Origin of the sequence: Streptomyces sp. NPDC008139, from assembly GCF_042957025.1 — a bacterium.
Taxonomy (GTDB): Bacteria; Actinomycetota; Actinomycetes; order Streptomycetales; family Streptomycetaceae; genus Actinacidiphila.
Map to the genome: position 1 here is coordinate 533,825 of NZ_JBIBHM010000003.1, position 12,744 is coordinate 546,568.

Consider the following 12,744-nt stretch of genomic DNA (forward strand, 5'->3'; position numbering starts at 1 on the left):
GTCGCTCAGAGGGTCACCGTCAGCCTGTCCACCGACCGCATCTTCAGGCCCGACCACGCGGGCTCGAACCCCTCGGCCAGGCGCATGTCGGGGAACCGGTCGAGCAGGACGTTCGAGGCCATCTCCAGCTCGGACTTGGCGAGCATCGCGCCGAGGCAGAAGTGCCGCCCCGAGCCGAAGGCGAAGGTGTCACCGGCCGCAGTGAAGGTCTTGGCGTGGTCGAGGTCGGGCCGGTGGAAGTCGAAGGTGTCCGGGTCGGAGAACCGGTCCTCGTCGCGGTTGGCCGAGGCCATGAGCAGCATCACCAGGGTGCCTGCGGGCAGCAGGGTGCCCTTGACCTCGACGTCCTGGGTGACCTTGCGGCCGTTCATCTGGGACGGCGGGCTGATCCGGAGGGTCTCGCTGATCGCGGGGATGACCTGCGAGCGGTCGTCCCGTACCTCCTCGAACAGCGTCCGCTCGCGCAGCAGATAGGCGAACATACTGGCCAGCGCCTTGCCTGTGGTCTCGGACCCGGCGTTGAGCAACTGCGTGACGTGGGTGAGGATTTCGAGGTCGTCCAGGCGCTCGCCGTCGATCTCGGCGGTGATCAGCCCGGAGATGAGGTCGTCGCCGAGGTGCGAGCGGCGGTCCTCGATCACGGGGGCGAGGTACTCCCAGAGTTCCTTGGTGGCCCGGCGGCCGAGTTCGTCGATCTCCGGGTCGCGGGCGAGGTTGCCGAGGAAGGCCACGTGCCTGCTGTACCAGTCGAAGAACCGGTCGTAGTCGCTGTGCGGCAGCCCGAGCATGTCGGTGATCACGTAGACCGGCAGGTAGTAGCCGAAGTCGGCCAGCAGGTCGACGGTGTCGCCGGGCCGGAAGCCGCGGGTGATGTGCGCGGACGCCGACGCGACGGAGCGGTCCAGGATCGTCGCGACATTGCGCGCGATGACCGGCGCCCACTTCTCCAGGCCCTTGCCGCGGAAGTACGGGGTGACCAGGGCCTTCTTGCGGCTGTGTTCGGCGCCGTCCATCTGGAGCATCGAGCGGCCGAAGACGGGCTGGAGGCTGACCTCGTAGTTCTGGGTGGAGAACAGCGGGTTGCGGTAGGCGGCTCCGACGTCGGCGTGCTTGCTGATCAGGTAGCCGCGGTAGCCGTCGTCCCAGTGCACGGGGGCCTCGGCCCGCAGCCGGCGGTAGAAGGCGTCGGGGTCGGCCGCGACCTCGGAGGAGAGGAATCCGGGCAGCGTCCCAGCGGTGGTGTCGGTCATCACGACGTCGCCTCCTGCGCGATCTCGTCGAGTCGGTATCCGGGTGTGCCCCCCGTGAGCGGCATGACGGTCAGCGACAGGCCGCCGTCGACGGGCAGGTCCACGCCGGTGACATGCCCGGCGCGCGGACCCGCGAGGTAGAGCACGGCCTCGGCGATGTCCTCGGCGCGCGCGATCTTCCGCATGGGCGAGACCGCTTCGCGGTAGCGCCGGTTCGCCGCGGCGGCCGCGTCCTCCGCGTCGCCGAACGATTTACGGGTCAGGCCGGTGTCCGTCGGGCCCGGCGAGACGCAGTTGGCCCGGATTCCGTACCGGCCCCATTCCACCGCCATCTGCTGGACCATCATCTTCAGCGCCGCCTTGCTCGCGCTGTACATGCCGAGCGGCGGTGTCGGGTGCGTCGCGGAGATCGACGCGGTGGCCACGATCGCACCGCGCGACTCGCGCAGCGCGGGGAAGGCCGCCCGTGCCAGCAGGAAGGTCGCGCGGGTGTTGACGTCGAACGTGCGCTGGAAGGTCTCCAGGCTGAGGTCTTCGAGCGGGTCGGCCGAGCTGATCCCGGCGTTGCTCACGAGGGCGTCGAGGCCGCCGAAGGCGGAGACGGCCTCTTCCACCGCCTTGCCGACCGCCGCCGGGTCGCTCAGGTCGACGGCCAGCGGCAGGCATACGGCGCCGGTCCCCCGGAGTTCGGCGGCGACCGCCTCGATGGCCCCGGCGTCGCGGTCGAGCAGCGCGAGCCGCGCCTGCCCGGCTCCTTCGCTCTCGGCCGCGCGCGCGGCCAGGGTCGCCACCGCACGTCCGATCCCACTGCCCGCGCCCGTGATGAGGTAGCGCACCGGAACCTCCCGATCATTCATTTAGCGATGTGAAATAACACGATAGGAGTGCTGCCCGCCACCGTCAAGGCACGGGATCGGCCGCCGTCACGGCGTCCGATCAGCCCAGCAGTCGGACCGGCATGGCCAGTGGCGTACGCAGTGAACGGCCGCCCCAGCGCAGGTCGGCCTCGATCGGCCGCGCGCCGGGGAACCTGCGCGCGATCGTGCCGAACAGCGCCGTCGCCTCCATCCGCGCCAGACCGGCCCCCAGGCAGAAGTGCGGCCCGAGGCCGAGCGAGACGTGCGCGCGGCTGTCGGAGCGCGCGATGTCCAGCTCGTCCGGCCGCGCGAAGACCGCGGGGTCCCGGTTGGCCGCGGCGAGCACGCCGATGACGGTGTCGCCCGCCTCGACCGCGACGCCGTCGACCTCCCGCCCCTCCTTCGCGACGTACGGCAGGAAGTGCGCGGGCGTGACGAAGCGCAGCAACTCCTCCACCGCCGCCGGGACCCGTTCGGGCTCGGCGACGAGCAGGTCCCACTGGTCCGGGTGGCGCAGCAGTTCGAGCAGCCCGATGGCCAGCAGATTGCTGGTCGTCTCGTGCCCCGCGAAGATCATCAGCGCCATCATGGCCATCGCCTCCTCGTGGGAGACCACGCCGCTGTTCTCCGAGTCCAGCAGCGCGGCCACGAGGCCGGTCTCGGAGCCGCTCGCCCGCTGGCGCGCCACGAGCACGTCGATGTACGTCATCAGGTGCCGGTACGCCTCGTCGGCCTCGACCGCCGCCTTCTCGGAGTCGGCGTTGAACTTGTTCTCGGCGATCTTCTGGGCCCATGAGTGGACCATGTCGAGGTCGTCGATCGGGATGCCCAGGAGATCGCCGAGCACCTGGAGCGGAAGGGAGTACGCGAACTTCTTGAAGTCGGCCTCGCCGCCGCCCGCCGCCAGCGCGGTCAGATTGCGGTCGACCCGTTCGCTGACCTTGTCCTGCATCTCGCGGGCCAGATTGCGCGCCGAGAACGGCGGCTGGACCGCCCGCCGCACCCGCGGGTGGTCCGGCGGGTCCATCCGCACCAACTGGTGGAACTCCTGGTCGAGGACCCGGCCGAAGGCGGCGCTGCCGTGCGGGCTGAACTCCCGCTTGGCGCGCTCGTAGCGCGCGGAGGTCTTCGTGCCCTGACGGCTGTAGAGGATGTTGTTGTCCCCGAGCAGTTGGTGCACGTGCTCGTGCCGGCTCAGGATCACCACGTCGCCCTGCTTCCAGACGGGGATCTCCTCGCGCAGCCGGTTCCAGGTGGGGTACGGGTCCGCGAGTCTGTAGCCGTCCCCGGCCAACAGGGCGAGTACGTCGTCCCGCAGGGCGTCCGTGCCCGCGCTCGTACCGCTGCTCATGCCCGTACCTCCGCTCGGTCCCGCACCTCTGCTCGTTCCCGCACCACCATCACTCCCGCACCGCCATCACTCCCGCACCGCCATCACTCCCGCACCGTCACTCACTCCCGCACCGCTACGACGAGCTTGCCGACGACGCGGCCGGTGAGCAGGTCGGCGAAGGCCGGGCCCGCGGCGGACAGGCCCGGCGCCAGGTGGATCTCCTGGTCGAGGGCGCCCGAGGCGATCATGTCCGCGAGCGCCCGGCGCGCGTCGGCGTTCTCGGCGGCGAAGTCGGCCGCGCGGAAACCCTGGACGGTCAGTGAACGGGTCACCAGCCGGAACCAGTTGTCCAGCGGCAGCGGCGGGACCACCGCCTCGCCGATGCCGGACATCTGCCCGCACAGGGCGACGCGGCCGAGCGGTCGCAGCCGCTCGACCAGCCGCGCGGACGTCTCGCCCCACACGTTGTCGAAGACCGCGTGCAGCCCTTCGGGCGCCCAGCGGTCGACCTCGGCGGTCCAGTCCGGAGCCCGGTGGTCGACGGCGGTGATGCCGAGCCGCTTGAGGCCGTGCGCCTTGTCGGGGCCGCCCACGACGCCGAGGACGTCGGCGCCGCTCGCGGCAATGAGCTGCGCGGCGACCTGGCCCACTCCCCCGAAGGCGCCGGTCACGACGATCTTCTCGCCGCGACGCGGGCGGAGCACCCGCCGTACCCCGAAGTAGGCCGTCAGACCGGTCAGTCCGAGCAGACCGACCGCGTGGTGGAGGGCCACACCGTCCGGGGCGTCGTACCGCTCGGCGCTCGCGGCCGGGACTGTGACCGTGGTGGCCCAGGCGCCCGGCGCGGTCACCGTGTCCCCGACGTCGAACGCGTCGCTCCGGGACTCCACGACCGTGCCGACGACTCCGGCGGGCGGGACGAAACCGGCGCCCTCCGACCGGAGCCGGATCCGCTGCGAGGGATCGAGGGAGGCGTACCGGACCTCGACGAGGATCTCGCCGTCGACCGCCGGGGGCAGTCCCCGTTCGGCCACCTCGAACGAACCGGCGGTGAGGGGTTCCGCGCCGTCGTGGGTGAGCCGGGCTTCGCGTGTGGTGACCGACCCTGCCATGGGGCCCCTTTCGGATTGCGCAATAAATTAGCATGGTTAATGGATTATCGACAGAATCCACCGGCTCATCGGACGACTCATCCGCCGGCTCGTTCGCCGGCTCGTTCGCCGGCTCGTTCGCCGGCTATTGCAGCGGGTTCACGGCCCGGTGGCCGCCGACCGCCGCCGCCAGGCGGGAGAGGTGGTGGCGCCGGTCGCCCAGCAGGTGCTCGATGGCGGTGAGCCGCATCGCGTAGTGCCCGACCTGGTACTCCATGGTCATGCCGATCCCGCCGTGCAACTGGATCGCCTCCTGGCCGATGTGCCGGCCGGACTCGGCGACCCGGAGCTTGGCGCGGGACGCCGCCTCGATGCCTTCGGCCGCGCCGCTCTCCGCCTGACCGCCCTCCCTCTCCCTCTCGTCGCTTTCCGCGAGCACCATCGACGCCCAGAGCACGGTGCTGCGCGCGAGTTCGAGGGAGACGTACATGTCGGAGGCGCGGAAGGTGAGATTCTGGAAGGCGCTCAGCGGTTTCCCGAACTGGCGGCGGTCGCGCAGGTAGTCGCGGGTGACCTCCAGCGCGCGCTCCATGGCGCCGAGCGCTTCGTGGGCGTACGCCACCTGCGCGCGGGCCCGGGCGTACGCGATCACGCCGGTCGCGTCGACGGCCGGATCGCCCAGCGGCTCGGCGGCGGTCGCGTCGAACGTCACCCGGGCGGCGCGTCCCCCGTCGTACGTGCCGAACGGGGTCCGCTCGCCCCCGGCCGTCGTGAAGAGCGCCGGTGTCCCGCCGATGTCGGCGACCACCACGAGCAGGTCGGCACGGGCTCCGTTGAGTACGGGCGAGGCGCCGCCGTCCAGCACCCAGCGCTCGCCGTCGCGCCGGGCCGTGACGCCGGGACCGCCGACGTACGCCGGAAGGAGGGTGCCGTCCGCGATCCCGGACACGTCGGCGCCCGCCCGCGCGAGGAGTCCGCCGCACAGGACGACGGCCTCGACGAAGGGCTCGGGGGCCAGTACGCGCCCGATCTCCTCGGCCACCACCCCGACTTCGACCGGGCCCGCGCCCATGCCGCCGGCCTCTTCCGCGAACGGCAGTCCGAGGACGCCCATCGCGGCCAGCCGGGACCACATGGTCTCGTCGTATCCCGGCTCCTTGGCCGTGGCGTCACGGCGCCCCTGGATCGTGGCGTAGGCCGTGCCCAACAGACCGCGTACGGCGTCCCGCAGGGCGCGCTGCTCGTCGGTGTGGTCGAAGTCCATGTCTCACAGCCCCAGGATCGTGCCGGCGATGATCTGTCGTTGCACCTCGTTGGAGCCGCCGTAGATGCTCGCGGCCCGCAGGTGGAGATAGGCCGCGGCGGCCGGGCGGGTCCACGGCGGCGCTCCCGCGGCCGGGTCGCCGGAGAGTCCCTGCTCGCCCGCGAGGCCGAGGACGAGTTCGGTGACGGCCTGCTGGAGTTCGGATCCGGCGAGCTTGAGGACGGACGAGGCGGGCTGCGCCTTGCCGTCCGCCGAGTCGGCGGCGACCCGGATGGAGGTCAGTTCGACCGCCAGCAGGTCGTTCTCCAGCCGCGCGAAGTCCGCCGCGAGCAGCGGATCCTCGCGCAGCCGGTCCCCGGCCCATGTCTTGGCCTCCGCCAGCAGCCACTTGGTCCCGCCCACGCCCGCGATCCCCACCCGCTCGTTGCCGAGGAGGAATTTGGCGTAGCCCCACCCCTGGTTCTCCTGGCCGACGAGGTTGTCGACGGGGACGCGCACGTCCTCGAAGAAGACCTCGTTGACCAGGCTCCCGCCGTCGATGAGCTGGATCGGCCGGACGGTGACGCCCGGCGACGCCATGTCGATCAGGAGGAAGGAGATACCGGCCTGCTTGCGCGGCGCGTCCGGATCGGTGCGCACCAGCGTGAAGATCCAGTCGCCGTACTGGGCGTAGGAGGTCCAGGTCTTCTGGCCGTTGACGACATAGTGCCCGCCGTCGCGTACGGCCGAGGTGCGCAGAGCGGCCAGGTCGGAACCGGCGTCGGGCTCGGAGAAGCCCTGCGACCACCAGATGTCGACGTTCCGGGTGGCCGGCAGGAAGCGCTCCTTGAGCTCCCGTGAGCCGAACGCGGCGATGACCGGGCCGACCATCGAGGCGTTGAAGGTGATCGGCGGCGGAACGCAGGCCGCCTGCATCTCCTCGTGCCAGATGTGCCGTCGCAGCGGCGTCCAGTCCCTCCCGCCCCACTCGACCGGCCAGTTGGGCACCGCGATCCCGGCCGCGTCGAGCGTCCGCATCGACTCGACCATCTGCTCCTTGGTCAACTCCTCGCGCGCCGCCACCGTCTCCCGAATGTGCCCCGGCACCCGCGTGGTGAAGAACTGCCGCAACTCGTCACGGAAGGCCGCGTCCTCGGGCGACAACCTCAGCTTCATACGGCTCCTCGAGGAATCACTTAACATCCCTAAGTAATATCCTCACCGTGACACGCCACCCGAACCCCCGTCAAGAAGCGCGAACACCCCGAGGGCTTGCCGGCGCCCGGCTCAGCCGCCGAGGACCGGCCGCGCCGCCGACGACCGCTTCCCCCGCCCAACCGTCCGATCCGCCCGCGGGCCGGGCGAAACGGCGGGACGGTACGGCGACGCTACGGTGTCGTGCGGGCCGCAGATGCCTGCCCGGTGTCGGCGCCGGAGCTGACGTGGCGGTGGGTCTCCTGGGGGCCGTGCCAGTCGAGGCACACGACGGTGGCGTCGTCTTCGAGACGGCCGCCGGCCGCGTCCAGGACCGCGGAGGTCAGCGTCAGCGCGGCCTCGCGCGGGTGCAGGCCGCGGGTGCGTCCCAGCAGGGCGGGCAGGTCGACGTTCTCCGCGCGCCGTTCGAACATGCCGTCGGTGAACACGAGCAGACGGTCGCCGGGGCGCAGGTCGATGTCCTGCGCGCGATAGCGGTGGGGTCCGGGCGCGGACAGCCCGAACGGGTAGTCCACCTCGCAGGTGATCTCCTCCACCGTCCCGTCGCGCATGCGCAGCGGCCAGGGGTGTCCCGCGTTGACGAGCTGCGCCCGCCCGGTGTGGAGGTCGATACGGAGCAGCTGCCCGGTGGCGTGACCGCGGCCGTGGTCGGCCAGGGCCCGGTCGGCCGTGCGGGCCTGCCCGGCCAGGTCGGCTCCCCCGCGCCGGGCGCCGCGCAGGGCGCTCACCAGGACCGTGGCGGCCAGGGCGGCGTCGATGTTGTGCCCCATGGGGTCGGTCACCGACACGTGCAGGGTGTCGCGGTCCAAGGCGTAGTCGAAGGTGTCGCCGCTGAGTTTTTCGGAGGGCTCCAGGCTCCCGCACAGCGTGAACTGAGCGGCCTCGCACGACAGTGACCTGGGCAGCAGCTGGTACTGGATCTCCGCGGCCAAGGTGGGGGGCCTGGTGCGTTTGCCCCAGGTGTAGATGTCGGTGAACCGCTCGTTGGCGATCACGATGTACGCCAGGAGGTGGGCCGCTTCCCCGATCTCGGCGAGGACGTCCGCGCCGAGGTCGGTCGGCAGGAGCAGTTCGAGCAGCCCGATGGCGTCCCCCCGGTTGGTGACCGGCACGATCACCCGCTGGTCCGGGCCGGACGATTCCTGGTAGAGCCGCTGCGTACGGATCACCCGCTCGTAGACGCTGCCGAACAGCGGGATCCGTTCCACGGCCGGCATGCTCTCCACGGTGCCGACGGTGGACAGCCGGGCCACCGCCTTTCCCGTCAGGTCCACGATGAGGAAGGAGACCTTCGTCGCCTCGAACCGTTGCCGCAGGTACTCCGCGACCACGTCGACGGCCTCCTCCGGCGCCGCTGTCTCCGCCGCCGTCAGCAGGCGGGTGATCTCGCTGTGCCCCTCGTTCACGCCCGCGCTCCCTTCCCTCGCCGCCCGCCGGTCAGGTGCGCCGGGCCGGGCCGGTCAGGGCGGTCAGGGCCGCGCGGGCCTTGGGGGCGGCCAGGGGGTTGAAGTGGGGGTTGACGGACAGGGCTGTCGCGAGGTCGGTGCGGGCCGCCGCGGTGTCGCCGAGGGACCGTTCGATCATGCCGCGGTGATAGCGGAACAGGGCGTTGCGGGTGCCTTGGGCGAGGGCCAGGTCGCTCTCGGCGAGGGCTTCGCGGTCGCGGCCGTTGGCGTGCAGGGCCCAGGCCAGGGCGTCGTGGGTGTCCATGAAGGGGCGGGACGTGATGCCCTGGCGGGCGATGGCGAGGGCCTGGGCGGCGTTTCCGTGGTCGGCTTCGAAGAGGGCCGCGTCGGAGTCGAGGGCGACGCCGTTGGCGGCGAAGAGCCTCTGCTCGGCGCGGAAGACCTGGTACTGCTCGTCGGCCTGCGCGGTGCGGCCGAGGGACTGGTACAGCTCGCCGAGTTGGAGCACGTACTCGGGCTGCGGGACCCGCTGGACGGCCCGGCTGAGGTCGGCGAGGGCGGCGTCGGTCCTGCCGAGCGCGGCCTCGGCCCTGGCCTTGGCCTGGAACAGCGAGGTGTACGTCGGCGCGACGCGCAGACCGGCGGCGGCCTCGGTCAGCTCGGCGGCCGGATCGCCGTTGTTGAAGGCGAGTTCGCCGAGGTAGTAGTGGGCGAACGCCTGGTCGGCCGGGCCCGCGGAGTCCTGGAGGGCGCGGCGCATGTCGGTTCTGGCCGTGTCGATGTCGCCGCGCAGTTCGGCGACGTAGGACGCGCGCGCCAGCGAGGGCGCGCCGGGCCTGAGGTCGACCATGCGCTGCACGGCGTCGGCGGCCTCGTCGTAACGGCCGAGCTGGGTGAGGGCGTCGGCGAGGGTGCCGTACAGGGACGAGTTGTACGGGTTGACGGCCACCGCCTTGCGCGACCAGGTGAGCGCCTGGCGGAAATCGTGCCGTCCGGCTTCCAGGGCGGCCATGCCGCCCATCGCGGTGAAGTTGTCCGTGGCGTCCACCGACAGCGAGCGCTTCAGGACGGCTTCCGCCTTGGGGTAGTACGTCGGGTCGGCGGTGTTCTTGGCCTGCTGGACGTAGTCGAGGCCGAGGGTGCCGAGCGCGACGGCGTCGCGCGGGCTCTGCCGCAGGTGGGCCTGGATGCCGCTGATGTCCTGGGCGAGCGGGTCCGCGCCGGCCGCCGGGGCCCCGGCTTCGCCCGTGGGACCCGCGGCGCGGTCGGCGCCCGTCACCGGCCACGGGGCGAGGCCGAGGCCGCCGGCGAGGAAGAGGCCCACGCCGAGGGCGGTGGTGACGGCGGCGGACAGCAGATGACGCCGGGGGCTCCGGCGGACGGACGTAGTCAATTCCCGCTCCGTTGGGGGTTCTTGGGGGTGGCGTGGGGGGACGGGTGCGGCGGATTCGGGTCGGCGGGCGTGGCGTAGACGACGACGTTGTCGAGATAGCCGCCGCCCTCGGGTCCCGCGTACGCGCCGCCGCAGGTGATCAGCCGCAGCGTGGGCGGACCGGCGGTCGCGTAGACCTGGTCGTCGGGGAAGGCGTCCTTCTCGTACTGCCGCAGCGCCCGCACCGTGAAGTCCAGGTGGGTGTGGTCGGCGCGGTCGACGGTGATCGGGTCGCCGGGGCGCAGCGTGGACAGTCCGTAGAAGGCGGCCGGGCCGGTGAGGGAGTCGACGTGGCCGACGACGATGGCGGCGCCGGGGTCGCCGGGGCGCGGGCCGTCGCTCCACCAGCCGACCTGGCCGGGGTCCTCGGGCACGCCGAGGTGGCCGTCCTGCTGGACCTGGAGGCCGATCAGGGGGTGGTCGAGTCCGATGCCGGGGATACGGATCCGGACCGGCGGCGCGGCGGGCGCCGCGGGGGCGACGGCGGCGGCGTGGCCCCCGGCGGTCGCGGGGACCGGCAGCGTGCCGACGTCGACCTGTGTGGTCTTCGGCGGCCGGGCGGTGAGCAGCGCGCAGCCGCCGGCCGTCATCATGCCCAGCCCGGCGAGGACGCCGAGCGCGGTGATCAGGCGCCAGGGCCGGGCGGGGCGGAATCTGAGGGCGCGCCGCAGCCGCCCGGCCTCCGGTGCGGAGGCCGGGCGGCCCGAGGTGGCGGGGGCGGTCACACCCGGTCGGCGCGCCTGCGGCGCAGCGCCAGGAGCCCTGCGGTGGCCAGCAGGGCGCCGCCGCCCAGGGCCGTCACCGGAACGGCGGGGAAGCCGCCGTGGAACGCGGCGCCGCCGAAGCCGGCGCCCACGCCGCCGTCGGGGTGCAGCGAGTCGGCCTGGTTGACCGCGGCGGTGTTGGGCAGCGCCACGTACGGGAAGGTCGAACCGGGCTGGCGGTAGGGGGTGTCGACGGCGTCACCCGCGGCCAGTGCGGGCACGATCTTTCCGGTCTCCGCCGCGCCTTCCAGCGCCTGGAGCTCGATGTCGACGACGTCGTCGTTGAGCCGCCGGCCGTTGGGGAAGCCGGCCAGGTCCTGGCCGAGGACGCCGAGCCGGTTGGGGTTGGCGGAGGGCGCGACGGCCATGTTCAGCCGCAGTTCCTCGGACGGTGTGAACTTCGCCTTGTCCACGTCGGCGTTGAGCAACTGCGAGTTGAGGTCGGCCTGGATCGGTCCGCACGCCTTGCAGATTCCGGACAGGAAGATCTCGGCGAGGTCCTTGCGCGGGGTGGCGGGCGCCGGGACGCCGTAGATGCTCTGGATGAGCTTGGGCACGATCGGGTCCAGGACCTTGTCGACGACCGGCTGCACGGTGTGGTCCTGGTCCGGGTTGAGGGTGTTGAAGGCGTCCTTGTACTTCAGCGGGACGACGACCTCGTTGACCAGCGGGTTGCCGAGGCGCGAGACCTGGTGCCAGCCCGACTCGCCGCCCTTGTCGGGCATCGGCGGACCGCCCTTGCCCTCGTCCTGCGAGTCCGCGGCACCCGCGGTTTCCCCGGCACCCTCGGCTCCCCCGGCACCCTCCGCGCCGTGGGACGCCATGCCCTCGTCGCCCTTGCCGGACGGCGCGGCGACCGCCGCGCCCTGCCGGTCGGTGGTGGACCAGACGCCGATGACGGGGTTGCGGGTGGCGTCCCCCTTCAGTGCCAGCGCGGACTTGGGCACCTGGAGGGCGATGGTGTTGACGTTGTAACCGGCGAGGGTGTTGTGACCGGTCTCCTTGAGGTTGCCGCCGTACAGGAGGTCGAAGACCCGCAGATCGAGGAAGAACGGGTCGGATGCCTGCCCGGCGTAGGTCTGGCCGCCGTCGGGGAGGGCGACGGTGGCCTCCTTGCGCAGTGAGGCGTAGTCCGGCATCGACGCCTTGCCGACATTGGAGGGGGCCGCGGGCGCGTCCTTGAGGAGCGTCTTGGTGTTGCCCTCCGCGTCGGTCACCGTCAGCGTGTACGTCTGACGGAAGTTCAAGGTGGTGTCGTCCAGCGACTTCACGACACCGGTGTTGTAGAGGAACTGGTTGGCTTCGTCCCGGTAGTGGTCGGTGAAGCACCAGGTGTACGTGGTGTCGGCCTTGCCGTCGCCGTCCGCGTCGATCTTGATGTTGTAGTGGGCGTCGTTGGCGAACGGGTAGAAGTTCGGGCCGCCGTTGGGCTCCTCGAACGGGATCCAGTTCGCCACCAGGGTCACGGTGTCGGGGTTGTCCGGGCTGGTGAAGGCGTAGACGTCGGTGTTGTCCGCCTTGGGGTCCCCGGCGATCAGCGGCGCCTCGCGGTGGCTGGAGGCGGAGCTGACACCGGGCGTCAGACCGGTCAGGACGACGGAGGACACCAGGGCCAGCAGGCCGGCGGTGGCGAGTGAGCGTTCGGCGGCGCGGGCCGCCGTCCGGCGGGGCAGGTGGGAAGACTGCATGGACCATCCGTTTCCAGGCGGGGCCGCCTCCCCCCTGCCGGGGGCGGGACGGCGCGGAGCGGGGACGGCTCAGCCCTGAACGGAACCTCGATGACCGCGCCGTAGGGTGACGGCGACCGCACCGAGCAAGTCCGATATGAGGCTTAAGCTATGCATAAAGCACCATGCGCCGAGGGGGCCTGCAACGCGCCAGGTCCGAAATGCGGCAGAAGGGTTCTCGCTGTGGGCCACCACGGTCAACAAACCTGGATCCGCCGGTACTCGGGCCAGGGGCGGCGGTGGTGACGGGGTGACAGCGGGCTCCGGAGCCGGGGCGGCCTCCCTCCGCGCCGGGCCCTGTGCGCCACCCCAGTGGCAGTGGTGAGCCGCCCGAGTGAGTGCGCTCCCGTGACAGGTGGGGGGTCGGCCCATCGGGTACGCGCGCGGCCCCGGCCCGCGCCGCAGGGGCCGGGATTCGGCCTCCCC

General features: G+C 72.1%; 10 protein-coding genes. All 10 read right to left on the minus strand.

Annotated features, from left to right (window positions below; all coding sequences use genetic code 11):
* Nucleotides 1-5: 5 nt before the first annotated feature.
* The 10 genes from ACFZBB_RS08715 to ACFZBB_RS08760 all read right to left on the minus strand — a co-directional run bounded on the left by ACFZBB_RS08715 (nt 6) and on the right by ACFZBB_RS08760 (nt 12,279).
* Nucleotides 6-1,250, minus strand: a complete 1,245-nt coding sequence (locus tag ACFZBB_RS08715; protein ID WP_391119209.1) for a cytochrome P450 — start codon at nt 1,248-1,250, stop codon at nt 6-8.
* Nucleotides 1,250-2,107, minus strand: coding sequence for an SDR family oxidoreductase (locus ACFZBB_RS08720; RefSeq protein WP_391119211.1), 858 nt, complete (start codon nt 2,105-2,107; stop codon nt 1,250-1,252). Before ACFZBB_RS08720 ends, ACFZBB_RS08715 begins: the two co-directional genes overlap by 1 nt.
* A gap of 79 nt (nt 2,108-2,186) precedes the next feature.
* On the minus strand, nt 2,187-3,458 hold the full coding sequence (locus tag ACFZBB_RS08725) for a cytochrome P450 (protein ID WP_391119214.1): 1,272 nt from the start codon (nt 3,456-3,458) through the stop codon (nt 2,187-2,189).
* A 101-nt stretch (nt 3,459-3,559) separates the two neighbouring features.
* The gene (locus ACFZBB_RS08730) at nt 3,560-4,552 is read right to left on the minus strand and encodes a zinc-binding dehydrogenase (RefSeq protein ID WP_391119216.1); all 993 of its coding nucleotides are present in this window, start codon (nt 4,550-4,552) and stop codon (nt 3,560-3,562) included.
* A gap of 124 nt (nt 4,553-4,676) precedes the next feature.
* On the minus strand, nt 4,677-5,795 hold the full coding sequence (locus tag ACFZBB_RS08735) for an acyl-CoA dehydrogenase family protein (RefSeq protein WP_391119218.1): 1,119 nt from the start codon (nt 5,793-5,795) through the stop codon (nt 4,677-4,679).
* A gap of 3 nt (nt 5,796-5,798) precedes the next feature.
* On the minus strand, nt 5,799-6,950 hold the full coding sequence (locus ACFZBB_RS08740; protein ID WP_391119220.1) for an acyl-CoA dehydrogenase family protein: 1,152 nt from the start codon (nt 6,948-6,950) through the stop codon (nt 5,799-5,801).
* Between the two features lie 212 nt (nt 6,951-7,162).
* Nucleotides 7,163-8,374, minus strand: a complete 1,212-nt coding sequence (locus tag ACFZBB_RS08745) for a SpoIIE family protein phosphatase (RefSeq protein WP_391119303.1) — start codon at nt 8,372-8,374, stop codon at nt 7,163-7,165.
* Nucleotides 8,375-8,426: 52 nt separating this feature from the next.
* Complete coding sequence (locus ACFZBB_RS08750; protein ID WP_391119222.1) at nt 8,427-9,788, minus strand: tetratricopeptide repeat protein; 1,362 nt, start codon at nt 9,786-9,788, stop codon at nt 8,427-8,429.
* The gene (locus ACFZBB_RS08755) at nt 9,785-10,552 is read right to left on the minus strand and encodes a class F sortase (protein WP_391119224.1); all 768 of its coding nucleotides are present in this window, start codon (nt 10,550-10,552) and stop codon (nt 9,785-9,787) included. Before ACFZBB_RS08755 ends, ACFZBB_RS08750 begins: the two co-directional genes overlap by 4 nt.
* A complete protein-coding gene (locus tag ACFZBB_RS08760) occupies nt 10,549-12,279 on the minus strand; it encodes a DUF4331 family protein (protein ID WP_391119226.1) in 1,731 nt (576 codons plus the stop codon). The genes ACFZBB_RS08755 and ACFZBB_RS08760 overlap by 4 nt, the downstream gene beginning before the upstream one ends.
* Nucleotides 12,280-12,744: the final 465 nt, after the last annotated feature.

Coding starts and splice junctions, on each gene's coding strand:
- ACFZBB_RS08720 (WP_391119211.1), bottom strand. CDS start 2,107: ATGAATGATCGGGAGGTTCCGGTGCGCTACCTCATCACGGGCGCGGGC.
- ACFZBB_RS08725 (WP_391119214.1), bottom strand. CDS start 3,458: ATGAGCAGCGGTACGAGCGCGGGCACGGACGCCCTGCGGGACGACGTA.
- ACFZBB_RS08740 (WP_391119220.1), bottom strand. CDS start 6,950: ATGAAGCTGAGGTTGTCGCCCGAGGACGCGGCCTTCCGTGACGAGTTG.
- ACFZBB_RS08735 (WP_391119218.1), bottom strand. CDS start 5,795: ATGGACTTCGACCACACCGACGAGCAGCGCGCCCTGCGGGACGCCGTA.
- ACFZBB_RS08730 (WP_391119216.1), bottom strand. CDS start 4,552: ATGGCAGGGTCGGTCACCACACGCGAAGCCCGGCTCACCCACGACGGC.
- ACFZBB_RS08715 (WP_391119209.1), bottom strand. CDS start 1,250: ATGACCGACACCACCGCTGGGACGCTGCCCGGATTCCTCTCCTCCGAG.
- ACFZBB_RS08760 (WP_391119226.1), bottom strand. CDS start 12,279: ATGCAGTCTTCCCACCTGCCCCGCCGGACGGCGGCCCGCGCCGCCGAA.